The organism is Camelimonas sp. FR25, from assembly GCF_059740505.1.
This window is the reverse complement of the sequence record NZ_JCAWFG010000036.1, coordinates 50089-76185: the sequence shown is the minus strand read 5'-3', so window position 1 is coordinate 76185 and position 26097 is coordinate 50089. Positions and strand designations below refer to the sequence as shown.

Below are 26097 nucleotides of genomic sequence, written 5' to 3'. Positions count from 1 at the left end.
TGGGTAATGCCTTCGCACACTGAGATCTGCTGCGGCAGGCGCTGAATCAACTACCGTCATGACGATGTAAAGCCAGCGCGACGTGCTAGGGGACAGCTGTAATATACGTGCCGAAAAAGTGAAATTAACTGTATCGTCGCCCCAGAGCCGCTGGAAAAGGCGGTCGGGCGCCGGCTTCGTGAACATAATGTGGGTAAAACCGGCAAGGTCGGGCTTGGCCTTATGCGGGTGTGGACTTACCTTTAGCAGGCAACCTTCGGTTGTTCTGAATGTGAACTCGCCCCGCCCTGGCTTCAGGGTGGGGCTTTTTCATCGCCGCCGTCCACGCCTCTCACGTCCCGGAGCGGGGCGCGCCGGCAGCCGGAGGCCAGCCTCAGCTGAGGGCGCCGCTGCGTTCGGGCTCATCAGGCGTCGCGCCGCTCGCCACCACCGGGCGCTGCGGCGCTTCATTGACCTGCAGGCTGAACAGATCGGGCCGGGCGTAATGGCCGACTGGGTCAAAGTCGAGCTTGGCGCCAATAATGTCGTCCAGCTCGATCTCGGCGGTCAGAATGCCTTCTTCATCCACCAGCGGGCCGGCGAGGATTTCGCCGAGCGGGCTGACGATGACCGAGCGGCCATGCATCATCCATTCATCGGGAGCGGCCTCGATGCGGCTGGCGTAATCCTCGGGGAAATCCGAGCGCCGCATCACCTGGCAGGCGCCGATGACGAAGCAGCGGCCTTCCATGGCGATATGCTGCATGGTCGGAATCCATGTCGGGCGGTCGTCGGCGGTGGGCGCGGCCCAGATCTGCACGCCCTTGGCGTAATAAGCGGCGCGCATCAGCGGCATGTAATGCTCCCAGCAGATCGGGCCGCCGAGCTTGCCGTGCGGGGTGTCGACCACCGTCAGCGTCGAGCCATCGCCAAAGCCCCACACCAGGCGCTCGGCCCCGGTGGGCATGGTCTTGCGGTGCTTGCCCATCAGCCCCTGCGGACCGACATACAGCGCCGTGCAATACAGCGTGCCGCCATCGCGTTCCATGACGCCGACCACGGCAAAGACATTATGGCGGGCGCAGGCTGCCGCCAGTTCGTCGGTCTCCGGTCCCGGCACGCTGATCGCGCCCTTGACGTAACGGGCAAAATCGGCGCGACCCTCCGACGTGCGCCGGCCCACGCAGCAGCCAAAATCGAGGCCCTTGGGATAGCCGCCGATAAACGCCTCCGGGAACACGGCGATTTCCGCGCCCTTGGCCGCGGCCTCGCCGATCAGTGCAACCACGCGGGCCGTTGCGGCGGCGCTGTCAAATGGGACGGTTGCGGCCTGAACCGCTGCGACTGTGACCTTCGCCATGGTGCTTGTACCTTTCTCGGATGCGCCAGAGCCTGCAGGGTGCTCTGGGGTCGTGGCGCCCGCGCCAGGTGATCCTCCGGGCGCCCTGGCGGGGTGGCGTCGAAATGGAATGAACGTCAGGCCGGGCCCAGTTCTGGCGTCGGGCCGTCTGCGGGTGGCCAGGCCGGACGTTCGAGGTGAAACAGCTCCCGGGTGCGCACATAGGCCGACGCGCCATGCATGCGACCAACGAGATCCAGCGCCGCAGCGTCGATGCGCGGATGATCGGCGGGGCCAGTCAGCACGTGCGCGGCGTAATGGGCGTGCAGGATCTCGCCCACCACCAGCAACTGGCCCGGCCCGGTCTCCAGCAACTGCATGACCCGACACTCGAAGGCGACGGGGCTGGCGGCGATCCTTGGCGGGGCCACGGCCAGCGACGGCGCGGTGGCGAGCTGCGCCAGCTCCAGCTCATTCACGGCCGCCGGGGCGTCGATGCAGGTGATGTTCATCGCCGGCGCCAGCTCATAGGACACCAGATTGACGACGAACTCACCGGTGGCGCGGATATTGGCCGCCGTGTCCTTCTCGGCGCCAGGGCGGGCGAGCACGCCGATGGCCAGCACCGGCCGGTCGGACCCGAAGAAATTGAAGAACGAGTATGGCGCAGCATTGGCGACGCCGTCCGCCGATTGGCTGGTCACCCATGCGATGGGCCGTGGCATGATGGTCGAGGCGAGCAGACGGTAGCGCGCGGCGCCGTCCATGGCGGTGAAATCGAAGTGTCGCGTGGCGCCCGGAGCAGCAGGATGGTCCTGATCAGCCACGGGGCTGGGAAGATGCTTGCTCATCGGGTCTCCCACCGGCCTGTCCCGGCCATCTGTCGCGCTGAAAAGGGTCGCGGGCCGTCGCCAGGGATCGCGGCCCAGGCCGTCACACGGCGTATTGGCGCCGCTTCACGCCGGGATCAAACCATGCTGACCAATCGGCGACGCAGCTTGCCCGAGGCGCCGCGCGGGCCAGACCAGGGCGCAATGCGCTGGGCGCAGCACACTCTGGCCTCACCCCTCGCCACGCGGCGCCATGCTTTCGCGCCCGGTGCCCACCGCCAAATACCAGGATGCGAAGATGCTGACGCATCAGCGTCCTGAAATGCTCAGGCGCCGCACGGGCTTGGCCAGAACCCGATGACACATACTCATCGGGTTCTGGTATGAGGCGTCGATCAGGGGCGAAGGATCTTCACCTTCGCCAGATCATAGCCATTGGCGGCTGCGCCGGCGTCAACGTCGCCAGCGATTTTGGTGTCGATGAACTTCGACACGTCGGGCTGGCGCGGCAGCAGCTTGTTGGCGACGCCCCATTTGGCCAGCACGTCCATCTTGGCGATCTGCTCCGGCGACAGGGCCACCTTGATGTCGGCATAGCTCTTCGCCGTCCATGCCGGATCGTAGGCCGAGGCCTTCTGCAGCACTTCGACCGGGATGTTTTTGGCCGGCTCGAGCGAGCGGAACCAGGTGTTGGCCAGTTCATTGTTCTGGCTGGCGAAGTACAGCGCTTCGGAATTGGCCTTGAGGAAGCGCTTCAGCACATCCGGGCGATCCTTGAAGAACTTGTTGTTGGCCGTCAGGGCGATGATCGGCGACAGGTCCTGGGAGATCACCTGGGCGTGGCCCGAATTCTCGAAGAACGAAACGAACGGGTCATAGGTGAAGAAGGCGTCGATGCGCTGGGCCCCGACGGCGTCAGCCAGCTCGGCCGGGCCGACATTGACGAAGGTCACGTCCTTGCCTGGGGTGAGGCCGGCCTTGATGACCGCGTCCTGGGCGTTCTGGAAGGCGGTGATGCCGAAGGTGCCGTAAACCTGCTTGCCCTTCAGGCCGGCCAGATCGGTGATGCCCGACTTTTTGGTGGCGAGCACCGCCGAGCGGAACCGGGCCTGGGACGCCACGGTGGTGACTGGCGCGCCAATGGCCATGGTGGTGACGGCGGCGAAGTCAGACAGGGCGCCGATGTCGCCTGCGCCAGAGACCAGCGCCTCGGTGACGGCTGGCGATGCGGCAAGCTGGATCAGTTCAATGTCGAGGCCGTTCTGGGCGCCGATATCGGTGCGCATCAGCACATGGGCGATCTGGGCGGAGACGGTGGTGGTGTTGAACCAGCACATCTTCACCTTGTCGGCGCCCGCCGCACGGACGATCGACGGGGCGGCGACCGGGGCCGCCAGCGCAAGCCCCGCGACCAGCTTGCCGAATCCGCGACGCGAAATGGTGGACGTCATGCTCATTTCCCTTTTTGCCATTCCGGCTTCAGCGTCTCCCACAGCTCGTTCACTGCAGAGACAAACCATGGATCGGACCGCATCTCGGCCGTGCGCGGCCTGGGCAGCGGGACGATCAGTTCTTCACGCACCCGGCCGGGACGCGGGCTCATCACCACCACGCGGTCAGCCAGGAACACTGCTTCATCAATGCCGTGGGTGACGAAGATCACCGTCTTGCCGGCCTCGGTGGAAATGCGGGCGATCTCTTCCTGCAGCAGCACGCGCGTCTGGGCGTCGAGGGCGCCAAAGGGCTCGTCCATCAGCAGGATGTCAGGGTCAGGGGCCAGCGCCCTGGCGATGGCGGCGCGCTGCTTCATGCCGCCGGACATCTGGTGCGGATATTTGTCTTCAAAGCCATTGAGCCGGACCATATTGATCAGCTCACGGGCGATGACGGCCCGCTCTTTCTTCGGCATGCCCTTGGCCTTGAGGCCAAATTCGACGTTCTGCTGCACCGTCATCCAGCCGAACAGCGCGTAGTCCTGAAACACCACGGTGCGCGACGGGTCCGGCTTCACGATCGGCTTGCCGTTCTGCAGGATCTGGCCAGTGGTCGCGCCCTGGAAGCCGGCGATAATCGCCAGCAAGGTGGACTTGCCGCAGCCCGAGGGCCCGAGCAAAGAGATGAACTCTCCCTTGCGGATTTGCAGGTTGACGCCATTGAGAGCGATGACCGGCTCATCGGCGACGCCGCCGCCATAGACCTTGCTGACGTCGCGGATGTCGATCTGGATATCGGCGGTCGCAGACTGGCTGGCGGGGATGATGGGCGTGTGGGCGTTCATCGTGCCACTCCTCAATTGCGCTCGGACGGCGCCCAGGCGTTGACGCGGCGCTCAAGCCGTTCCAGCGCAGCGGACATCAGGAAGCCGACCAAACCGATGGTCACCATGCCGGCGACGACGTTGTTGATCTGGAACAGCATGCGGGATTGCTGGATCAGGTAGCCAAGCCCGGTCTGGGCGGCGATCAGTTCGGCGGTGACCACGCACATCCAGCCGACGCCCAAAGCGATGCGCAACCCAGGCAGGACGATGGGCAGGGAGGCGGGGATCAGCACGTCGAAAAACAGCTGCCAGGGGGTGGCGCCAAGGCACAGGGCGGCGTTCATCTGGTTGCGGTCGAGGCCGCGCACCGCCGTGTAAGTGGCGACGAAAGCCGGGAAGAACGCGCCAAGGAACACCAGGAAGTAGGAGGCGCTGTCGCCGAGGCCGAACCAGAGAATGGTGATCGGAATCCAGGCCAGCGGCGGGATCGGCCGCAGGGCTTCGACGACCGGCCGCACATAATCCGAGACGCTGCGCCACCAGCCGCACACCAGACCAAGCAGGATGCCGGCGACGCAGGCGAGAATGAAGCCGATGAACACGCGCACCAGAGAGGCGCTGAGATGGGTCCACAGCGAGCCTTCAAGCGCCATCTCATACAGCGCCGCCGCGACGGCGACGGGCGACGGCAGCAGGAAGCCGTCGATGATGCCCAGGCCCGTCAGCGCCTGCCAGACGCCGAAGAACGCCGCAAGGCCAATGACGGCGCGAACCGATGTGTTCGCCATCACCTTACGTAGCGTACCGGGACGCTTGACGGGCACGGCCATCGGCATTTCTGCAGAAACTGCTGGCGCGTTCATCGAGATACCCTCCATCCAGCCCCCGGAACGGGACAGCCTGTCGCGCTATTAACGTAGGGTCATCGTGAAATTTATCGGCGCCACCCGTCAATTCGTTTGGTCAGGCGTGACGATTATTACGCGGGCAACGTGCCTGCAAAGCGGGCAAGTCGCCTCTATCGTCGGCGGGTTTCGAGATGAAATGACGCCCGCGCGCATAAAAAATGTCGGATAGTTCCGATGAATTGTGGACTGGCGACGTGCGGCGCAGCCAGCGCCGGTGCGGGGAGATGCAAGGTGGATATGGAAGCACGGCTGGGGCGCATCGGCCTGTCCGGGACGTTGTACCGGCTTTATCTCGCTGCGGCGGCGCCTGGAGGCGCCTCGATCACCGATGTGGCTGCCCGCGCCGGCATGGCGCGCACCACGGCCCATGACGGGCTCGTCAAGCTTGAGGCGGATGGGCTGATCCGCTTTGTCGATCACGGCAAGCGCCGCTTTGTCGTGGCGCAGGATCCGGGGGTGCTGCTGGAACGGCTGGAAGCCCGCCGCCAGATGCTCGACGACGTGATGCCGGCGCTGCGCTCGCTCTACCACCATCAGAGCGGCAAGCCGAGTGTGCGCTTTCACCCGGGCGCCGAGGGGATTCGCACGGCGCTGTGGGACACGCTTTCGCAGGGCGACTGCATATTGCGCGCCACCCTGTCGATGCGCGAACTGATGGCCGAGCCTGGGCTGGAGGAGATGGAGCGCTATCTGATGGAACGGGCCCGCCGCAATATCTGGCTGCGGGTCATCCGCTCAGAAGAGCGCGATATTGCGCCGATCTGGCCAAGCAGCGCCGCGGAAAAGCGCGAACTACGCTATGCGCCGCCAGCACATAATCTGGCCATGACCTCTTACATCTATGGCAACAAGGTCTGCATTATCTCATCGGCGCGTGAGGCTTACGGGCTGATCATCGACAGCGCCGAATTCGCCACCTATCAGGCGGCGCTGTTTGACGCTCTGTGGGGCATCAGCACGCCAGTCGGCGCGCCCGAGGCGGGGGCAGAAACCAGCTGAGGCTGGCGGGCGCCGCCGCCGCCCGCGTAATCAGTCCGGCGAGCCGTGGCCGACCGCTTAATTGCTGGCGGTGAGCGTTTGTGGCTGGAAGCCGCCCGCCGCCGCGATCGGCGCCACCGAGGCCGGGAATTGCGCTGGAGGCAGCGTCGGCGCCGCCGGCTGCGCAGGCGCGGGCTGAGGCGCGGGTTCGGGCGCCGTGCTCGCCTTCGCGGTTTTCTCCGCCGGGGCTCTCGCGCCTGCGCCTTGCGCAGCGCTGGCCCTGGCGGCGCTTGTCTTGTCAGTGTCAGCTTTTGCCGCCGCCGTCGCGCTGCCCGCCGCCGGTTTGCGCGGCGCGGCGACGCGGGTCTTGCGCGCCTGAACCGTCGACTGGGCGATGCCGCCTGGCGTGTCGAGGCCGTAGATGTCCTCGCGGAACTGGGTGACGCCGGCGGCGTCCTGCCAGCCGGTCATATAGACCCAGGCCACGGGCACAGAGCGGTGCAGAATGATGTTCTTGCGATCGCCGCGGGCAATCTCATCCTCGATTCGCTGGCGGTTCCAGTCGGTGTTTTCGAGCAGCCAGGCGGCGAGATCGCGCACGCCCTCGACGCGGGCGCAGCCGGAGGAATTGAAGCGGATGTCGCTGCGGAAGCGGCTCTTGCCCGGCGTGTCATGCATGTAGACCGCTTCGGTGTTGGGCATGTCGATCTTCAGCTGGCCAAGCGCATTGGCGGGGCCAGGATCCTGGCGCACGTAGAAATAGGGATTGACCAGCTTCGCCCAGTCGACGCTCGCCGGGTCGATCTCGGCATTGCCGGCGCCGATCAGGCGCATGTTGGATTTGGCCAGATAGGCCGGGTCCTTGCGCATGTTGGGGATGATGTCGGCCTTGACGATGGAAGTCGGCACCGTCCAGAACGGATTGAGATTGACCGAGGTAATATTGGCCTGCAGCACCGGCGAAGGCCGGTCGGGGCGCCCGACAATGGCCAGATGGCGGTTGCGCACCTGGCCATCCTCCACCGCCTCGACGCTGGCCCCCGGGATATTCACCACCACATAGCGCCGGGCGAAGCTGAAGCCATTGCCCTTAAGCCGCTCCGCCGTCGCCTTCAGCTGGCTGATGCGGGTTTCGACCGGCGTGTTCATCGCCTTGAGCGTCAGCCGCCCGACCGTGCCGAGATCCGACAGGCCATGGCGGCGCTGGAAGCGCTTCACCGCCTCCACCACAGCAGGGCTGTAGACGTCGCCCTCAAGATCGGCCTGGGCCAGATCGCCGCTGGCGTGCAGGCGCTGCTTGAGCGCCGCAACGCCCGGTCCTTCCGCGCCAGGGCGCAAGGCGCTGACAGCGGCCGGAACCGCAGGCCAGCCGCCCGCGCTGGCCATGGCCTCATGGGCTGCAAGCGACTGCAGCGTGCGTTCGAGCGTATTGGGGCCATACGCCGGCTCGCCAGCGCGGGCCACGCCCAGCGCCGCCGTCATCACCGCACCCATCGCCGCCAAAGCGAGGCAAAAACGCGCAAACATGCATAACTCCAGCCGGATTGCTGCAATCCTCGCCGCAGTATCAGCCTATATGGTCAATGTTTGTTTAATGGCCCCGCGCAGGCGCAAATGGGCGTCGCCTGGCTGACGCGCTGGTCAGTTGGCCTCTGTATTGCGTCACCTGGATGCGCCAGCTTCGCGCGTCGCCGTGCCGCGCCGCCACGGGCGGCCACGGGCCGCCAGCCGTCACGTCACATCGATTTAAAAATGCGCATGATTATTTATTATAAGCGCGTCAGCCATCGCCAATGCATGTAAATATCGCCATATATCTCCATGGGTGTGGGCGCGCGCAGGTCATGCGTGATGCACGACAGGGCGAAATTGCGATGAACACTACAGAGGTCAGCAGTGACAGGCCGCCGCGGCGCGCCCTGCATCGCATGCTCTATGTCCAGGTGCTCGCCGCCATCGTCGCCGGCGCCGCCATTGGCTATGTCTGGCCGGGCCTGGGCGAAAGCCTCAAGCCGCTCGGCGATGGCTTCATCAGCCTGGTCAAGATGATCATCGGCCCGGTGATCTTCATCAGCATCGTCACCGGCCTTGCGGGCATGAGCAATCTGCGCAGCGTCGGCGCCATCGCTGGCAAGGCTTTCGCCTATTTTCTGTTCTTCTCCACGCTGGCGCTGATAATTGGCATGGTTGTCGCCAATCTGACGCGGCCGGGGGCGGGCCTTAACATCGACGCCGCCTCGCTCGACGCCAAATCCGTCGCGGGATACACGGCGAAGGCGCATGACACGACGCTGTCCGGCTTCGTTCTCGACATCATTCCCACGACCTTTGTGTCAGCCTTCACCGACGGCAACATCCTGCAAATCCTGCTGGTGGCGGTGCTGACCGGCGTCGCCTGCATTCTGGTAGGGGAGCGCGCCCGCCCGGTGGTCAGTCTGCTGGAATCCGTGGGCGATGTGGTGTTCCGCATCGTGGCGATCCTCATGAAGGCCGCGCCCATCGGCGCGTTTGGCGCCTTCGCCTTCACCGTCGGCAAATATGGCGTCGGGTCGATCGCCAATCTGGCTGAACTGGTCGTCACGGTTTACCTTACGTCGGCGCTGTTTGTACTCGGCGTTCTCGGCGCGGTCGCCCGCTGCTGCGGGTTCTCCATCCTGCATCTGCTACGCTACATCCGGGAGGAGATCCTGCTGGTGCTGGCCACATCATCGTCGGAATCGGCGTTGCCCCGGCTGATGCAGAAGATGGAGCAGGCGGGCTGCGGACGGAGCGTCGTGGGCATCGTCATCCCCACCGGCTATTCGTTCAATCTCGACGGCACCAATATTTACATGGCGCTGGCGGCCCTGTTCATCGCCCAGGCCACCAATGTCGAGCTCAGTCTTGCCCAGCAGCTCACCTTGTTGCTGGTGGCGATGCTGTCATCCAAGGGCGCCGCCGGGGTCACCGGCGCGGGCTTCATCACGCTGGCGGCGACACTGTCTGTCGTGCCCGATATCCCGGTCGCCGGCATCGCCCTCATTCTCGGCGTCGACCGCTTCGTGTCCGAATGCCGCTCCGTCACCAATTTCATCGGCAACGCCGTGGCCACCATCGTCGTCAGCCGCTGGGAAGGCGCGCTCGACAGGACCCAACTCGACGCCGCCCTCGCGGCCAATGCTGCGGCTGCCGCGCGTGACGGCTATGGCGCGCCTGGCTGAGCGTCGTCCAGTCCCTGCCAGGCGGCGGCGGCCTGGCGCCGGCTGGCAAAGATGTTCACGGCCGGGATGCCCTCGAAACTGTCATCAATGGTGGTGATGATGCGATAGCCGAGGTGGGTGAGCACATATTCCAGGTCTGGCCGTGACAGCCAGTTGGCGACGGCGGCGAAGCCACCGGCATATTTGGGGTCGGCGACCGTCGCTGCTTCATAGCGGCGCTCGTAACAGGCGACCTGCCGGTCGCCGACGCTGACGAGGCGCGGGCTGTCGCAATTGAAGCGCTCACGCTCATAGTGGTGGGCGCGCACGGCGTCCGCGTCGTAAACGAAGCTCCACAGGAACAGGTCGGGACTGAGCGCGCTGCAGCGGCGCAAGAAGCCGATCGGGTCGGTGAGGTGATAGAGCACGCCGGAGGCATAGATCAGGTCGGGGCCTGAGGTCGCGGCTGCGAGGTTTTTCTCGAAATCGCCGAGCAGGAAGCGGCCGCGCAGACCGAAGTGATTTTTCATGATCAGGCAGCGCATGAAGGCGGCGGCGTTGCCTTCGATGGCGGTGACGTTGCGGGCGCCATGAAATTCGAGGCCCGCCGTATTGTAGCCGTCGCTCGGCCCCAGCTCCCAGATGCTGTAGCCCTCATCAAGAAAATGCGGAAAAAACATCGCGCAATACAGCGGGCGGCCATCTGCGTTGATGCTCGCCCGGATGCCGGCGTCATCCCTGGCGTCGTAGTCGAACTTCCAGCCGCCACGCTGCAGGGCGAAAGCGTTGGCGTCCGCTGGCATGTCGTCGACATAACGGTCGGGAAACAGCTCGGCAATGCGGCGATAGCTCATCAGCGTGGTCCCCCCGGACGTTGTTTGCGAGCGTAGCGTCGCCTGCTTCGTCGATGCCTGGATAACGCGCCATTCACTGGTGACGAGGGCTCGCGTCCACAGCCTGCGGCGCCCTGGCCCTGAGCGTCGACACGTCGGGCGGGCGAACCACGCAGCGCGGTCAGGCGGCGTTGGCCGTCGTTTCACCAAATCCGCGTTGCGGCATATCACGCGTCCGTGATCCCCGGAAGCGCCAACTCTCCAACCACAACTGGCGACTGACGCCACTGCGGAGACGGCGCTCGTGAACGACGTGGCAAAAGGGGCTCTGGCGCCGGGTGAGCCGGCCAATGTCGCCAATCTATGCTGGATAAGCAGCGCAGTGATGCGCGCCGCCATCGTCTCAACGCCCCGGCTCTGTTACCGCCCAAACGCAAGGCAAATTGGGGGCGAATGTGAGCTTGCAGGCGACGGCGCAGCGTCTCCCGGCGCTGGATATCCTGCGTGGCCTCGCGGCCTGTTGGGTCATCCTGTTGCACGTGGTGGCCCATACTGGCTGGACCAGTTTTCCGGTGTCGGGGCCGTTGGCGATCATACGCGCCGGTTCGCTCGCCATGGATCTGTTCTTCGTCATCAGCGGCTTCGTGATCTACGCTAGCGCCTGCACGCTTTACCAGCCTGGAGAGTTCGGCAGTTTCCTGCGCCGGTTCGCCATCCGGCGCGCCTTCCGGCTTTACCCGCTGTATGTGATCACCCTGTTCGCGGCGCTGGCGCTGATTCATCCTTACCTGTGGCATCCGGCGGTGTTCTGGGAGCATCTGCTCAGCCATCTGGCCTTTGTGCACCCGTTCCACCCCGACTGGTTCAGCTCCATTAATGGCGTCACCTGGTCGATTGGCATTGAGGTGCATTTTTACATTGTGCTGGCGTTGCTGACGCCGCTGCTGGCGCGCACTGGCGTGATCGGGCCGGTGCTGGGGTTCATCGTCATCGCCTGGGCGTGGCGCTTGCTCGCCTTTCGCACTTTTCCGGACGCCACGACCGTAACCGCCAATTACCATCTGTTTGTTCTCGCCACGCAATTGCCGGGGCGGCTCGACCAGTTCGGCGTCGGCATGTTGATCGCCGCCCTTGTGCGCACCGGCGCCTTCGCCCGCGTCAACGCCCACCCCCAAAGCAAATGGCTGGCGCTGGCGGCGGCGGCGCTGGCGTTCAACTGGCTTGTGTATCCGCTGCCTGCATTCTGGCGCTCGGCAGAAGCGGCGTTCGTGCTTGTCGGCACGGTGAACGCCATGGTCTTCGGCGCCGTGGTGATCGCCGCCTGCCTGTGGGATGGCGACCGCTTCCTGCGTCTGACCTGGGCGCCGCGCTATGCCGGAACCATCAGCTATGGCCTCTACCTCTGGCACCTGCCGGTGCTGATGCTGCTCAAGAACAGCGGGGCGCCGCCGTGGCTGGTGGCGGTGCTGACGCTGGGCCTCACCACGGCGCTGGCCGTCCTGAGCTGGCGTCTGATCGAACAGCCGATGCAGGCCCTGGGGCGGCGACTGGAGTTGCGCGGTACGGCCGCCGCCACGACCGCAGGCGGCGTGGCGGCAGGTCGGTGAGGGCGCCTTATATCAGGCCCCGACAAGCGTGGCTCATCGGGGGCTGGTCAAGCCCGTGCGGCGCCTGAGCAGGTCAGGATGCGGATGCGTCAGTAGCTTCGCATCCTGGCGTCAGGCATGGCGTCGACTGGCCGCCATGAATGTTGCGGCGCTGGCGGCGAAGGGATCTGGCAGCGCTTCCTGCAGGGCAGGCGCGGCGCGATAGCTCAGCCGCTGCGCGGCGGTGATCGGCGTTCCGCAGGCGAACTGGCCATAGGCCCAATAGCCGGCGCACGCAGGTTCCGGCGCAGCCGCCGCCAGGGCCCGGCCATACCACCACCACAGATCGCGGATGGCGCTGTTCCCGGCGGCATAGCGCCCGGTCATCGCAGCCCCGGTCGGGCCGAATTTGGTGAAATGGTAAAATGCCAGCGGTGAGACGCCATTGACCATCAGCCGCCCGTCACCATCAATGGCGACGTTGCGTCGGCTCAGGTTCCAGCTGGCGACATTATAGCCGGGATCACGCAGCACCGTGCAGCCGTCGAAGAAACACGGGATCAGATTGCACCACTTCTGGTCGACAAACAGGCCGAGATCGCGCCGGTCATAACACCACTCATCGAGACGGTCGCGCCACCAGGCGGCGAAGCTTTGCCCTTCGGGGTTATTGGCGACGCCGATAAATCCCAGATTGAACACGCCATGGGCCAGCGCCCCGGCCTCATTGTCAAGAATGGCCTGGTGATCGGCCCGTGCCTCCGGCGCCGTGAGATGTGGCGTCAGGATGATGCTGCTGGCGGCAAGGCGTTCGATCGCGGCGTCCATGCGGTTGAACAGCGCGATATCGGGATCGAAATACAGCGCCTGCGTTACGCCTGGCTGACGCAACAGATAATCCAGCGCCCGGCCCTTAATGGCGGTGCAGGCTTCCACAACGTCGTGGCGAAACAGCCAGCGCGCCGCATCGTCGCCGAGCAGCGCGTCCGCCGTCAGTACCGTGTCGAAATCATCGCCGCGCCAGTCGGCGGCGAGGCCGGGCGGCGGCCTGTCGACCACAATCGCCCACAGGGTCCATTCCGGATGCAAAAGGCGGATCGAACGGGCCAGCACCCGCGCCCGGTCGAGATAGGCGAAACTGAAGCTGGTGAAGGCATGTATCGTCATGCTGCCCCCGCCGCCAGTTGCAGCTGTGGCGCGGCAGGACGCCCGGCGGTCGCTTGTGCTGCGGAGGCCACGGCCAGGCCGGAAAAGCCCAGCGTCATGGCGCTCATCTGCTGGGTGACGGGAGCGTCAGCGCGGGCGGCCCGCGCCCGCTGCGCCAGAACTGTGGCGCCACCGGTGGCGAACCAGCGCTGCAGCGCCGCTTCATCGTCGAGCACCACGCCGCGCACGGTGGCCAGCACCGTCGCCGCCACATTGCCGGATTGCCGGTGCGTGACAATGAAGGCGCCTGCGGCCAGCGCCTCATGGGCGGTGAGCGAGAACGTCTCCAGCGTGGCCGGCCACAGCACCGCCAGATCGATGGCCTGCGCAGCGAGGGCCTCAACCATGGCCTGTGGTCGCTGTGGCGTGACGCTGACCGGCGCATGCGCCAGCGCGCCGCCGGCCGGGCCAAGCCACGCGTGGGCGGCAGCGCCATTCTGGCCCAGCACATGAAAAGACGCGGGCGCCCCGGCCTGATCGGCCAACGCCGCAAGACGCAGAAACACCGGCCAGCCCTTGTGGTCGGCTGGCTGGCCGAGGAAGGCGATGCGGGCTGGTGCTGCTACGGACGGCATGCGCTGCGCGACGATGTCCCCTACGCATCGCATGTCGTTGCGCAAGTCGCTCCCGACGGCGGCGGAGGGCTCAGCCAATACAGGCCCCGGCGCTGCAACCGGTTCGCCAGCCGCTCCAGACGCGAAGGTCAGCGAAATATGCGGCGCCAGCTGGGTCGAGGCGGCGGCCAGCCCCGCGCGCGCCTGCCACAGCGTTAGCGCCGCTTCAGATGGCGCCAGCACATCGACCGCTACCCGGTCAAAAAACGCGCCAAACCGCTGCACATGGCTCAGCCGTTCGGCGCCGTAGAGGCACAGCAGGCAGCTGTTGGATGTAGGCGGAGGCGCGCCGCAAAAGACCGCATCGTTGCGGCGCAAGGTGTAGCCGGGGCTTCATCGCCGTCGCCAACCGGCCTGAAGGGCGGCGCTTCGCCGACTGGTGGGCGCGGCGTCTGGCGTTGCATTGCTATGAGGATGTCGCCAATGGCCTGTTCACCGATCAGCGATGGTGCGACCTGGTCCCCGCCTTCTTCGCCGGGACCCATATTCTGCGTGATCCCGGCTACAATGTCGCCAGCTGGAACCTCAGCCAGCGGCCGATCGCCATTGACGCAGATGGCGTGCTCAGCGCCGCCGGAAGCCCGCTGAAGTTCTTTCACTTCACCAAGGTCGATCACGTCGGCGAGGTCGCCATCGAGCACTATGCCGGCGACCGGATGGCGACGTTTGAGCTGCTGGCCTGGTACAGGAACTTGCTGGCGCACAACCAGCCGCAGGGCCTGCCCGAGCGCTATTGGGCCTATGGCGTCTATGCCGATGGCGCGCCCATCCTCGCGGCGCACCGCCAGCGTTACCGCGCCGACGCCGCGCTGCGCGCAAGGCTGCCCAACCCGTTCCACGCCGGGGCGGCTTCCGGGATCATCCCTGAGGCGGCAGGCCCTGGGCGCCGGCGCAGAAGCTGAATCCCGGGCGGCACAAGGCCAGACGCGCCGCAAGCGCCACGCCCGTCAGCGCCGGGGCGCTCATACCAGAACCCGATGCGCATGCTTCATCGGGTTCCGGTCAAGCCCGTGCGGCGATTGGGCGCTTTCGGTCGCGGATGCGTCAGCATCGTCGCGGCCTGGTATCAGCCTGCGCCAGAGATCGCGGCAATATGATCCTGGCGACGGCGCTACGCCTGGCGCCCAGGCGAACCTCTATCCCTTTGGCGGCGCTCGCAGCTGGCGTCACGTCGGCCGCAGCCATGCGCCTGCTGCGCAGGCAGCCGTGTAGAATAGTCTTGTCATGGCGCATGCCTGACGCCCACACTCCCAATGTCCATCGGACAAAATATGTCAACAGGCTGTCAAAATAGAGCGGCCGGACAGAATTTGGGAAGGTTACGCCATGCGTTTGAAGCTCATCGCCGGCGCTGTCGCCAGCGTTGCACTGGTTTTGTCTTCAGCTGCTTTTGCCGAAAAGAAATATGGTCCCGGCGCGTCTGACACAGTGATCAAACTGGGCCAAACCATGCCCTATAGCGGGCCTGCCTCCGCCTATGGCACCCAGGGGCGCGCCCAGATCGCCTATTTCAACATGCTGAACGCCAGCGGCGGCATTAACGGCCGCAAGGTGGAGCTGATTTCGCTGGATGACGGTTACAGCCCGCCCAAGACGGTGGAGCAGACCCGCAAGCTGGTGGAATCCGACCAGGTTCTGGCGCTGATCAATTCCATCGGCACCGCCACCCAGGCGGCGGTGCAGAAATATCTCAACGGCAAGAAGGTGCCGCAACTACTGGTGTCGTCGGGCGCGGATCGCTGGAATGACCCGAAGAATTTCCCATGGACCACGCCAGGCTTCGTCTCTTACAGCGCCGAGGGCAAGGCCTATGGCCGCGCCATCGTCAACAATACGCCAGCGGCGAAGGTGGCGATCCTGTTCCAGAACGACGACGCCGGGCGCGATTACGTCAAGGGCTTCAAGGCCGGGCTTGGCGACAAGATCAGCAATGTCACGCGCGAAGCCTCCTATGAGATGACCGATCCCACCGTCGATTCCCAGGTCCTGCTGCTGAAGAACTCTGGCGCCGACACGCTGTTTCTGATGGCGACGCCAAAATTCGGCGCCCAGGCCATCCGCAAGATCGCCGAATTGGGCTGGAAGCCGACCATCTATATCTCGTCGGTGGCCTCGTCGCGGGTGCAAACCCTGCAGCCCGCCGGGCTGGAGAACGCCAAGGGCATTATCACCGCCACTTCAATGAAGGACCCGACTGACCCCACCTGGAAGAATGATCCGGGCGTGCTCGAATATCAGAAGTTTATGGCGGAGTGGTTCAAGGAAGGTGATCCCAATAATACCGGCAATCTGTTCGGCTTCTCGGTGGCGCAGATTGTGGCGCACATCCTGAAAAACGCCGGCGATGATTTGAGCCGTGAGAACATCCTGAAGCAGGCGACCAATATCAGGGACTTCAAGCTGCCGCTCTATCTGCCAGGCATCTCCATGAACATTACGCCCGACAATTACACCACGGTGAACGCCCTCAATCTGCAGAAGTTCGACGGCGATCGCTGGGTGGTGTTTGGCGACCCGATCCCGCTGGACTGAGCAACGCCTGGCGCGCCGGCCTGACCACAAAGGGCGGCGCGCCCCCATGGCGCATGGGTCAAGCCTTGGCGCCATATGGACGATCATACCAGGTCGCGAGGCTGCTGAGCATCCGCGACCTGCCAGCCTCAGGCGCCGCTCGGGCTTGACCAGACCCGCAGAGGCATCCTCTCAGGGCTCGGGTATCCGGGGTTGGCCGCGTTAGCATCTGTGCATTGATGTGACGTCACGATGAGTTGGTTTGGCCGCACTTTGGCGTCGGACGTGGGACGTCGGAGGTCGGCGTCGGGCGTCCGCCGGCCAGCGCCAGCTCGCCACAATGCTGCGGCATGATGGGCGGCGCCTTCGCCCGGCAGCGCTCTATGTCACGGCTGCCCCTTTCTGGAGATAGCGCGCCCCGGGCGGCGGCGGAATGAATGCAACAGCGAGCGCTGGCGGGCAGCGCCTTCGCCGCATCTGCATCGCTTGGCCACGAAAGGCGCACCATGGAGCAGGCCTCCGCCGCATCAGACGAATCCGCCGGCGCCGACGGGTCTGGCCCGGTGTTCGGTGCCTTTGCTCCTGTGCCCGCGCCACGCAGCGTTCTGCGCGAGGCCATCACCGCCGCCACCTTGCGGCCGGAGCGGGCCTGTCTGCCGCCGCTGCTCACGGCGGCGCAGAGCGGCGACGAGGCCTTCACGCACCAATGGGCGATCCGGCTGACCGAGCGTCTGCGGGCGCGCGCCGGCAAGAGCGGCGTCGAGGGGCTGCTCAATGAATATGCCCTGGCCAGCGATGAGGGCGTGGCGCTGATGTGCCTCGCCGAGGCGCTGCTGCGTATCCCGGACACCGCGACGCGCGACGCGCTGATCCGCGACAAGCTGGCTGGCGGCGACTGGCTGGCGCATCTCGGCTGGGACCGGCCGCTGTTCGTCAACGCCGCCACCTGGGGGCTGATGATCACGGGGCGTATCGCCGCCGCCGTCGACGCCGATGGTCTGGGCTCGGCGCTGGGCCGGCTGGTCGCCCGCTGCGGCGAGCCGGTGATCCGCGCCGGGCTCGATGTGGCCATGCGGCTGCTGGGCGAGCAGTTCGTCGCTGGCGTCGATATCGACAGCGCCCTGAAGCTGGGCGCCGAACGCGAGCAGCGCGGCTATCGCCACTCTTATGACATGCTCGGCGAGGCCGCCCTGACGGCGGCGGACGCCGCCCATTATGACCAGCGCTATCAGGCGGCCCTGCAAGCGGTGGGCGCGGCGGCGGCGGGCCGTGGCGTGCTCGCGGCGCCTGGCGTCTCGGTGAAACTGTCGGCGCTGCACCCGCGCTATGGCCGCGCCCAGGCTGGCCGGGTGCTGGCAGAGCTGGGGCCACGCCTGCGCCGCCTCGCGTTGCTGGCCATGCGCCATGACATTGGCCTGACCATTGACGCTGAAGAAGCCGACCGGCTGGAGCTGTCGCTCGATCTGTTCGAGGCGCTGCGGCTTGATCCGGAGCTGGCCGGCTGGTCCGGTCTCGGCATCGTGGTCCAGGCCTATGGCAAGCGCTGCCCCCATGTCATCGACTGGCTGGCCGATCTGGCGCGCCGCTCTGGCGCCCGCATCAATGTCCGCCTGGTCAAGGGCGCCTATTGGGACACCGAGATCAAACGCGCCCAGATCAACGGGCTGCGCGATTTCCCGGTGTTCACGCGCAAGGTCTACACGGATGTGTCGTGGCTCGCCTGCGCCCGCAAATTGCTCGACGCCGGCCCGGCGCTGTTTCCGCAATTCGCCACTCACAACGCGCGCAGCGTCGCCAGCATTCTGGCGATGACCCGCGACCGGGCGCCGGATAGCTGGGAGTTCCAGTGCCTGCACGGTATGGGTGAGCCGTTGTATGACCAGCTGGTCGTCGAAGGCGCGCCGTGCCGGATCTACGCCCCAGTCGGGCCGCACGACACCTTGCTCGCGTATCTGGTGCGACGGTTGCTGGAGAATGGCGCCAACAGCTCCTTTGTGCGCCTCGCCGCCGAAGCCGCCACGCCGCTGGCGGCGCTCATAGCGGATCCGGTGGCCGAGGTGATGGCCATGGCTGATCCGGGGGCGCCGCATCCAGCCATTTGCGCGCCGTCGGATCTGTTCCGCGGCGCCGCCGCCCAGGGCCGGCGGCGCGGCAATTCCGCCGGGCGGGACCTGAGCTGCGAGGCGGACCTCGCCGCGCTGACGCAAGGCCTTCTGCTGTCCGCCAGTCTCGACTGGCGCAGCGGCCCCATCGTCGCCTGCTCCTGTGAGGCCACGGCGGCGCGGCGTATCGTCAATCCTGGCGATCATGCGGACGTGGTGGGCGAAGCCCGGGATGCGCCGCCCGCCGCCGCCGCAAGCCTCGTCGCTGCCGCCCGGCCATGGGCGACCACCTCCGCCGCCGACCGCGCTGATTGTCTCAGGCGCGCCGCCGGCAGTCTTGAGGCGGCTGCGCCAGAGCTGATCGGGCTGATCATGCGCGAGGCCGGCAAGACGGCGGCCAACGCTCTTGGCGAGGTTCGCGAGGCGGTGGATTTCCTGCGTTATTACGCTGCAGAAGCGTGCCGCCATGGCGCCGGGGGGGGGACACGGGTGGGCGCGCCGCTTGGCGTGGTGCTGTGCATCAGCCCCTGGAACTTCCCGCTGGCCATTTTCGTCGGCCAGGTGGCGGCGGCGCTGGCGGCGGGCAATGCGGTGATCGCCAAGCCGTCGGAGGAGACGCCGCTGATCGCCGCCGCTGCGGTCCGGCTGCTGCACGCAGATGGCGTGCCCGTTGAAGCGTTGCAGTTGGCCCCGGGCGACGGCGCCGTCGGCGCGGCGCTGGCCGCCCAGCCTGGGGTTGCTGGCGTGCTGTTCACCGGCTCCACCGCCGTGGCCCGCAAGCTCAACCTTCAGCTGGCGGCGCGCGCCACGGATGTGACGCCGGTGCTGGTGGCGGAGACCGGCGGTCTCAACTGCATGGTGGTCGATTCCTCGGCTCTGGTGGAGCAGGTGGTCGCCGACGTGCTCACCTCCGCCTTTGACAGCGCCGGCCAGCGCTGTTCGGCGCTGCGGGTGCTGTGCCTGCAGGAGGATATCGCCGATGTGGCGCTGACCATGCTGCGCGGCGCCATGCGCGAATTGACCATCGGCCGCACCGACCGGCTGGCGGTGGATGTGGGGCCAGTGATCAGCGAGGCCGCCCGTCAGCGGCTGGAGCAGCATGTGGCGCGGCTCGCCGCCATGGGGCGCAAGGTGGAGCGGTTGCCGCTGCCGCCGGAGGCGCAGCGCGGAACCTTCGTCGCGCCGACGCTGATCGAAATCGACAGCCTCGCCGATGTGCCTGAAGAGGCGTTTGGCCCGGTGCTGCATGTGCTGCGCTGGCGGCGGCAGGAACTGGAGCCGTTGCTGCAGGCGATCAACGCCACTGGCTATGGCTTGACCTTCGGCCTGCACACCCGCCTCGACGGCGTCATCGACCGGGTGACCCGGCGCATTCGCGCCGGCAATATCTATGTCAATCGCAATATGGTGGGCGCGGTGGTCGGCGTGCAGCCGTTTGGCGGGCGCGGCCTGTCCGGCACCGGACCCAAGGCTGGCGGACCGCTGATGCTGCGGCGCCTGCGGCGTCCGGTGGCGACAGGGCCGGGGCTGGAGGATGGCGGGCATGTCGCCGACGTCGCCTTGCCGCCGCTCAGCGCCTTGTTCGCTGACTGGCTGGAGGAGCATGGCGAGACAAGGCTCGCCCAGGCGGCGCGTGACATGGCGCGGCGGGCTCGCGCCGTCTGCACGCCGATAGCTGCGGGGGCGCCTGCGCCCGCGCCGGGCGGCGGCAGCCAGGTGCGGCCAGCATCCGCCGCCTGCGCGAGGTCCGATGACGGCCTGCGACCGGCAGGCAAGCGGGTGCGACTGCCAGGCCCGGTCGGCGAGGCCAATGATCTGCTGCTGCGTCCGGCGGCGCCGATCCTGCTGGCGCCGCAGACGGGCGTCGGGCTCTACGCCATGATCGCCGCTGCGCTGGCCTGCGACGCCGAGGCGCTGATTGTCGGCGGGGCAGGGCTCGCCGCCGCGCCGCCGCCTGAAATCGTCAAGCGCTTTGTCTGGCCGGAGAAGCTGGAGGACGCCCCTGACGCGGCCGTCGCCCTGGTGGAAGGCGAAGGCCCGCCGCTGCACGCTTTGCGGCTCAGACTGGCGGAGCGATCTGGCGCCATCATCCCGGTGCTTGCGGCGACGCCCGCGGCCATCGCGGCGCAGCCTGATCTGTGGCCGCTGGACTGGCTGGCGGAGGAAGTAGCCATATCGGTCAACACCGCAGCTGCAGGCGGCGATCCCGGCCTGCTGGCGCTGGATGATGGGGCGTGATCATGCCGCTCCGCAAGGGGTGAAGGCGGCGGATCGTGCAGCCACCGAGGTGCTCCGGCGCGTCGACCGGTGCTGGGCGACGTCCGTGATCCGGGCTGTTGGGCGGCCCGTCGCAGCATCGGGCGCGATGGGCGGCTAGCCGATGCGTCGGCGGCAGGACCATGACGGCGCCGCCGATCTTGCCGTGGCATATCACCTTCGCCAGGCGCAGCAGCGCCACATCACTCCCCATGTCCAGAATTGAGGTCATCCCTTGGTCGTTCTTGACGGCTCGCTGCCTGGAGTGGTCTGTCGTCGTAAGTATTTAGCGCCGCAATTGGCGAATTATTCTCATTTATTGTTTTATCGCGTGTGTTCTCACCATCGCATTCGTTCGCTTTTCAGTCCGGACAGGCCGATCGCCTGAGATGGGTCGGGCGATGCGTGCGTCAATTGCTGGTCGGGATCACGCGCCTCCGGCAGGAGAGCCCATTATGAGTTCATGGCGCCAACGTCGGTCCATTGCATCGCTCGTGGCGGTTCCGACAGTATGAAGCCGTCACTGCGTTGGCCGCATCTGATGGCGCTGGGCATCGGCGCAGTGGTCGGCGCCGGCATTCTGACCCTGATCGGCGTCGGCGCCCGCCTTGCCGGGCCTGGCGTGTTAGTCAGCTTCCTGCTTGCCGGCGTGGTCAGCGCCTGCGCGGCTTTGTGCTACGCGGAACTGGCTGGCATGATGCCGCTGGCTGGCGGCGCCTTCACCTATGCGCATGTCAGCGGCGGCGAAGGCTTCGCCTGGCTTATCGGCTGGAGCCTTGTGCTCGAATATACCCTGGTGGTCGCCACGGTGGCGGTGAGCTGGTCCGGCTATATGGCGGGGTTTCTGGCAGGTCTGGGGGTGGAGCTGCCCGTGTGGCTGGCGGCGGGGCCAGGCGTTCCTGGCGGCCTGATCAATCTGCCGGCCATCTTCATCATTGTGGTGGTCACCGCGATCATGCTGGTGGGACTGCATGAAACCGCCACCATCAACGCCGCGCTGGTGGCGCTGAAGATCGTCGCGCTGCTGGTGTTCGTCGCCGTTGCGGCGCCGTTCTTCGACGCAGACAATTTCTCGCCCTTCCTGCCCCATGGCTTTGGCGGTCCACTGTCGCAGACCGGAGTGCTTGCTGCGGCTGCGATCATTTTCTTCGCGTTTTACGGCTTCGACACCATTGCGTCGGCGGCGGAAGAGACGGTTCGCCCGGAACGCGACATCGCCATCGGCATCATCGGCGCCATGCTGGTGTGCGTGCTGCTGTATATTGCGGTGGCCACCGCAGCCATTGGCGCTGCGCCCGTCGCAGAATTCGCTTATTCCAGCGCGCCGCTGGCGACGCTGCTGACCGGGATTGGCCGGCCGCTGGCTGGCAACTTCCTCGCCGCCACGGCGGTGATCGCCCTGCCAACCGTGGTGCTGGCGTTTCTCTATGGCCAAAGCCGGGTGTTCCTCGGCATGGCGCGGGCCGGCCTGGCGCCGGCCCGGCTAGCGCGGCTGTCGCCGCGCGGCGCGCCAGTCGCGGTGACGCTGTTCACTTGCGCCATCACCGCCGCGCTGGCCGGCCTCGCGCCCCTCGATCATCTGGCGGCGTTGGCCAATGCAGGCACGCTGGCGGCCTTCGCCTCGGTAGGCTTTGGCGTTATCGTGCTGCGCCGCCAGGCCCCCGGGCATCGCCGGCCGTTCCTTGCGCCGCTGGGACCGCTCGCCGGCTGGGTGACCCTGGCTGGCAGCGTCATGTTTTTCTTCAGCCTCAGCCATCTGACCCAGATCACCTTCGTGATCTGGCACGCGCTTGGCCTTGCGCTTTACGCCTGGATAACACGGCGCCGCGCGGCGGAGGCCTGTCAGCCGGGCAGCCAGGGCAGCGTCCTGTCCGCGGAACCTCCCGTCTGATGCGGCGGCCGGTGGGCGCAGCCACGTCGTCGCCGCCCACGCCTGCGCGCCGCCCGACGCTCGCCGGTTCAGGCGGTGGCGTCGCCACCGTCACCTCCCTTTGCTCCGCGCCATATGCCACAGGTTTTCATGTACAATCATACGACGGTCACCCCCGCGTCTTCGCCGCTATTCGCCCAGTTGTTCCGCAAGAAACCGGCGGCGGTCGCGCTGCAGCAGGCGCATGGATGCGACGACGCGCGTTTGCGTCGATCACTGGGCGTCTGGCGGCTGGCGCTGCTCGGCGTCAGCGCCACGGTCGGCACCGGCATTTTCTTCATTTTTAGCGTGGCGGCGCCCATCGCCGGGCCGGCTATCATTATGTCATTCGTGCTGGCTGGCCTGACCGCCGCGCTCAGCGCCCTGTGCTATGCCGAGCTGGCCTCGGCCTTGCCGGTGGCTGGCGCTGGCTACACCTGCGCTTATGTGGCGTTTGGCGAGCTGGTCGCCTTCATTGTCGCCGCCTGTCTGGTTCTGGAATACGCCGTGTCCGTCGCCGCCATCGCGGTGTCGTGGAGCGAATATCTCAACGCCGGGCTGCAGGCGCTGTTCGGCTGGCGGCTGCCGGCGGCGCTCAGCGCCGCGCCGGGGCAGGGCGGCGTGACCAATCTGCCCGCCGTGGTGCTGGTCGGCATGTGCTGCCTGCTGCTGACCCGGGGCGCCCGCCAGACCGCCACCGCCAACGCCATCATGACGGTGATCAAGCTCGGTATTCTGGCGCTGTTCGCCATCCTTGCCTTCAGCGGCTTTGAAGCGAGCCGCTTCACGCCGTTTGCGCCCTTCGGCTTCAGCGGCGTCACCGCCGCCGCGGCGCTGATTTTCTTCAGCTTTATCGGCATCGACAGCATCGCCACGGCGGGCGAGGAGGCGGCGGATCCGGGCCGCGCCATTCCCCGCGCCACGCTGATCGCCATGGTGATTGTCACCGGCGTCTACATCCTCGTGGCCACGGCGGCGATTGGCGCTCAGGATCTCGACACATTCGCCGGGCAGGAAGCCGGGCTGGCGGTGATCGTCGCCACGATTACTGGCGCGCGCTGGCCGTCTTTGTTGCTCACGCTCGGCGCCATCGTCTCGATTTTCAGCGTGTCGCTGGTGGTGCTGTACAGCCAGACCCGCATTCTGCTGGCGGTCAGCCGCGACGGCCTGTTGCCGCCGGTGTTCAGCCGCATCCGGCCAGCCACTGGCACGCCCGTGGCCAACACCTGGATCGTCGGCGCCGCCGTTGCGCTAGCGGCGGCCTTCCTGCAGCTCGATATCCTTGCGGAAATGACCAGCATCGGCACGCTGATCGTGCTGGCGGTGATCTCGTTCGCGGTCATGCGCCTGCGCCGGACACATCCCAATCTGCCGCGCCACTTCAGGGCTCCGCTCTATCCGGTGACGCCGCTGGTCAGCATCGCCCTGTGCCTCGGCCTCGTGGCGTCGCTACGTTCCATCACCCTCGGCCTGTTCGCCATCTGGATGGCGGCGGCGCTGGTGTTCTATGCGCTTTACAGCTTCCGGCGCTCGGCGCTGGCCTGAGCACCCCGTAACCTTGCGTCGCACAGCGTAATCGCGCAAGTTGATCTCATATATATTTAATGGATAGTTTGTACGTATGGGTATGCTTTGCACATTGATTGGCATTCCGGTTGAAGATGGCGCAGGCCGCCCCGGGTGCGTCATGGGGCCGGCGGCGCTTCGGACCGCCGGGCTCGTGCCGGCCTTGCAGGCGCTGGGCCACCAGATTGACGACAGGGGCGATCTGGCGCCGCCGCCGCCGCGCGCCGTGACGCAGCCAGCCAGCCCGGTGGTCAGGCGGCTGCCGCAGGTCGCCGCCTGGGTCGACGTCATCGCGGACGCGGTGTTCGCCGCTGGAGATGAGGGCCTGACCATCTGCCTCGGCGGCGATCACAGCCTGGCTGCGGGCTCGCTCGCCGGGCGGGCGCGGCTCGCCGCCCGGGCCGGGCGGCCGCTGTTTGTGCTGTGGCTCGACGCCCACACGGATTTCCACACGCCGGACAGCACCCAGTCGGGTAATTTGCATGGCGTGCCGCTGGCCTATGCCTGTGGTGCGAAAGGTTTTTCCGGGCGCTTCCCGGAGCTGCTGGCGGCGATCGAACCGGCCAATGTCTGTCTAATGGGCCTGCGCAGCGTCGACGCGGACGAGAAGCGCGCCATCCTCGCCAGCGGCGCGACCACCCATGACATGCGGGCGATCGACGAGCATGGTTTTGCGCCGCTGCTGCGGGCGTTTCTGGCCAGGGTCGCCGCCGCCAATGGCATGCTGCACGTCAGCCTCGACGTGGATTTTCTCGATCCGGAGATCGCGCCGGCGGTGGGCACCACCGTGCCAGGCGGCGCCACGGTGCGTGAGGCGCATCTGGTGATGGAGATGCTGTGCGACAGCGGCCTCGTCGGCAGCCTCGACCTGGCCGAGCTCAATCCGTTTCTCGACGAGCGCGGCCGCACGGCGACGCTGATGGTTGAGCTGACCGCCAGCCTGCTGGGCCGGCGGGTGCTGGACCGGCCGACCCGGAGCTACGCATGACCCGGCCCGCCCGCAATGTCGTGCCCTTTGTCAGCGTCGATCACATGATGCAGCTGATCCATGCCACGGGCGTTGACCGCTTTCTGCAAGGACTGGCGGCCTGCCTCGAGGATGATTTCCGCCGCTGGGAAGATTTCGACCGCACGCCGCGCGTCGCCTCACACAGCCGCAACGGCGTCATTGAGCTGATGCCGACCAGCGATGGCGCGCTTTATGGCTTCAAATACGTCAATGGCCACCCCCGCAACGCTGCGGAAGGGCTGCAAACTGTCGCCGCCTTCGGGCTGCTGGCCGATGTCGGCAATGGCTATCCGATGTTGCTGTCGGAAATGACCATGCTCACTGCGCTGCGCACGGCGGCGACCTCGGCCATGGCGGCGCGTTATCTGGCGCGGCCTGGGTCGCGGGTGATGGCGCTGATCGGCAATGGCGCCCAGGCCGAGTTCCAGGCCATCGCCTTCCAGACCATGCTGGGGGTCGACCGTCTGCGGCTCTACGACATCGACCCGGCGGCCAGCGAGAAGTGCGCCCGCAATCTCGCCGGTCGCGGCCTCGATATCGTCATCTGCGCCAGCGGCCAGCAGGCGGTGGAGGGCGCCGACATCATCACCACCGCCACCGCGAGCAAGGAACAGGCGGTGATTGTCAGCGACAATATGGTCGGGGCGGGGGTGCACATTAATGGCGTCGGCGGCGATTGCCCCGGCAAGACCGAGTTGCAACGCGAGGTTCTCCTGCGCGCCGACATTTTCGCCGAGCATTTGCCGCAAACCCGCATCGAGGGCGAGATCCAGCAATTGCCCGCCGATTATCCCGTCACCGAGTTGTGGCGGGTGCTGCGCGGCGAGGCGCCGGGGCGAACGTCGCAGCAGCAGATCACCCTGTTCGACTCCGTCGGCTTCGCCATCGAGGATTTCTCCGCGCTGCGCTACATCCGCGACCGCCTGACGCCGGATTTCTACACGGAGCTCGACCTGCTCGCCGATCCCGACGACCCCCGCGATCTCTACGGCATGCTGATGCGCGCAGCCCCGGGGCGCGGGGCAGGCTGAG

At 66.6% G+C, this 26097-nt stretch carries 19 protein-coding genes; 10 read left to right on the top strand and 9 right to left on the bottom strand.

Annotated elements, in window-relative coordinates; all coding sequences use genetic code 11:
• Window positions 1-373: 373 nt before the first annotated feature.
• The 5 genes from AC6A67_RS04835 to AC6A67_RS04815 all read right to left on the bottom strand — a co-directional run bounded on the left by AC6A67_RS04835 (window position 374) and on the right by AC6A67_RS04815 (window position 5271).
• Window positions 374-1339 carry a carbon-nitrogen hydrolase family protein gene (locus tag AC6A67_RS04835; RefSeq protein WP_498035423.1) on the bottom strand — a complete coding sequence of 322 codons (966 nt, stop codon included), beginning with the start codon at window positions 1337-1339 and terminating at the stop codon, window positions 374-376.
• Between the two features lie 116 nt (window positions 1340-1455).
• Window positions 1456-2169, bottom strand: coding sequence for a flavin reductase family protein (locus tag AC6A67_RS04830; RefSeq protein ID WP_498035422.1), 714 nt, complete (start codon window positions 2167-2169; stop codon window positions 1456-1458).
• Between the two features lie 374 nt (window positions 2170-2543).
• Window positions 2544-3599 (bottom strand): ABC transporter substrate-binding protein, encoded by a 1056-nt coding sequence (locus tag AC6A67_RS04825; protein ID WP_498035421.1) that lies wholly within the window; start codon window positions 3597-3599, stop codon window positions 2544-2546.
• 2 nt (window positions 3600-3601) lie between these two features.
• Window positions 3602-4426 carry an ABC transporter ATP-binding protein gene (locus AC6A67_RS04820; protein ID WP_498035420.1) on the bottom strand — a complete coding sequence of 275 codons (825 nt, stop codon included), beginning with the start codon at window positions 4424-4426 and terminating at the stop codon, window positions 3602-3604.
• 11 nt (window positions 4427-4437) lie between these two features.
• The gene (locus AC6A67_RS04815) at window positions 4438-5271 is read right to left on the bottom strand and encodes an ABC transporter permease (RefSeq protein WP_498035419.1); all 834 of its coding nucleotides are present in this window, start codon (window positions 5269-5271) and stop codon (window positions 4438-4440) included.
• 282 nt (window positions 5272-5553) lie between these two features.
• On the opposite strand from AC6A67_RS04815, the gene AC6A67_RS04810 reads away from it, so the two are divergent.
• Window positions 5554-6315: a TrmB family transcriptional regulator gene (locus tag AC6A67_RS04810; protein WP_498035465.1), complete on the top strand. Its 762-nt coding sequence runs from the start codon at window positions 5554-5556 to the stop codon at window positions 6313-6315.
• Between the two features lie 57 nt (window positions 6316-6372).
• On the opposite strand, the gene AC6A67_RS04805 is transcribed toward AC6A67_RS04810, so the two are convergent.
• Window positions 6373-7821 carry a L,D-transpeptidase family protein gene (locus AC6A67_RS04805; protein ID WP_498035418.1) on the bottom strand — a complete coding sequence of 483 codons (1449 nt, stop codon included), beginning with the start codon at window positions 7819-7821 and terminating at the stop codon, window positions 6373-6375.
• Window positions 7822-8168: 347 nt separating this feature from the next.
• Here AC6A67_RS04805 and AC6A67_RS04800 point away from each other — a divergent pair, with 347 nt between their 5' ends.
• Window positions 8169-9494, top strand: a complete 1326-nt coding sequence (locus AC6A67_RS04800) for a dicarboxylate/amino acid:cation symporter (protein ID WP_498035417.1) — start codon at window positions 8169-8171, stop codon at window positions 9492-9494.
• On the opposite strand, the gene AC6A67_RS04795 is transcribed toward AC6A67_RS04800, so the two are convergent.
• Complete coding sequence (locus AC6A67_RS04795) at window positions 9476-10327, bottom strand: class I SAM-dependent methyltransferase (protein ID WP_498035416.1); 852 nt, start codon at window positions 10325-10327, stop codon at window positions 9476-9478. The two genes, AC6A67_RS04800 and AC6A67_RS04795, sit on opposite strands and share 19 nt — an antisense overlap.
• A 434-nt stretch (window positions 10328-10761) precedes the next feature.
• Between AC6A67_RS04795 and AC6A67_RS04790 the strand changes: the two genes are divergently transcribed.
• Window positions 10762-11913, top strand: coding sequence for an acyltransferase family protein (locus AC6A67_RS04790; protein WP_498035415.1), 1152 nt, complete (start codon window positions 10762-10764; stop codon window positions 11911-11913).
• Between the two features lie 111 nt (window positions 11914-12024).
• Here the strand turns inward: AC6A67_RS04790 and AC6A67_RS04785 are convergent, their stop codons facing one another.
• Together AC6A67_RS04785 and AC6A67_RS04780 are read right to left on the bottom strand one after the other, a co-directional pair.
• A complete protein-coding gene (locus tag AC6A67_RS04785; RefSeq protein WP_498035414.1) occupies window positions 12025-13059 on the bottom strand; it encodes a hypothetical protein in 1035 nt (344 codons plus the stop codon).
• Window positions 13056-13937: a glycosyltransferase gene (locus AC6A67_RS04780; RefSeq protein WP_498035413.1), complete on the bottom strand. Its 882-nt coding sequence runs from the start codon at window positions 13935-13937 to the stop codon at window positions 13056-13058. Before AC6A67_RS04780 ends, AC6A67_RS04785 begins: the two co-directional genes overlap by 4 nt.
• Window positions 13938-14110: 173 nt before the next feature.
• Here AC6A67_RS04780 and AC6A67_RS04775 point away from each other — a divergent pair, with 173 nt between their 5' ends.
• The 7 genes from AC6A67_RS04775 to ocd all read left to right on the top strand — a co-directional run bounded on the left by AC6A67_RS04775 (window position 14111) and on the right by ocd (window position 26096).
• Window positions 14111-14614: a hypothetical protein gene (locus AC6A67_RS04775; protein WP_498035412.1), complete on the top strand. Its 504-nt coding sequence runs from the start codon at window positions 14111-14113 to the stop codon at window positions 14612-14614.
• Window positions 14615-15038: 424 nt separating this feature from the next.
• Window positions 15039-16244 carry an ABC transporter substrate-binding protein gene (locus AC6A67_RS04770; RefSeq protein ID WP_498035411.1) on the top strand — a complete coding sequence of 402 codons (1206 nt, stop codon included), beginning with the start codon at window positions 15039-15041 and terminating at the stop codon, window positions 16242-16244.
• Window positions 16245-16729: 485 nt separating this feature from the next.
• Window positions 16730-20563: a bifunctional proline dehydrogenase/L-glutamate gamma-semialdehyde dehydrogenase PutA gene (gene putA / locus AC6A67_RS04765; RefSeq protein WP_498035464.1), complete on the top strand. Its 3834-nt coding sequence runs from the start codon at window positions 16730-16732 to the stop codon at window positions 20561-20563.
• Window positions 20564-21092: 529 nt separating this feature from the next.
• On the top strand, window positions 21093-22472 hold the full coding sequence (locus tag AC6A67_RS04760) for an APC family permease (RefSeq protein ID WP_498035410.1): 1380 nt from the start codon (window positions 21093-21095) through the stop codon (window positions 22470-22472).
• A gap of 129 nt (window positions 22473-22601) precedes the next feature.
• Window positions 22602-24035, top strand: a complete 1434-nt coding sequence (locus AC6A67_RS04755) for an APC family permease (protein ID WP_498035409.1) — start codon at window positions 22602-22604, stop codon at window positions 24033-24035.
• Window positions 24036-24117: 82 nt separating this feature from the next.
• Window positions 24118-25044: an arginase gene (gene rocF / locus AC6A67_RS04750; RefSeq protein ID WP_498035463.1), complete on the top strand. Its 927-nt coding sequence runs from the start codon at window positions 24118-24120 to the stop codon at window positions 25042-25044.
• Window positions 25041-26096, top strand: coding sequence for an ornithine cyclodeaminase (gene ocd, locus AC6A67_RS04745; RefSeq protein WP_498035408.1), 1056 nt, complete (start codon window positions 25041-25043; stop codon window positions 26094-26096). The genes rocF and ocd overlap by 4 nt, the downstream gene beginning before the upstream one ends.
• Window position 26097 lies beyond the last annotated feature (1 nt).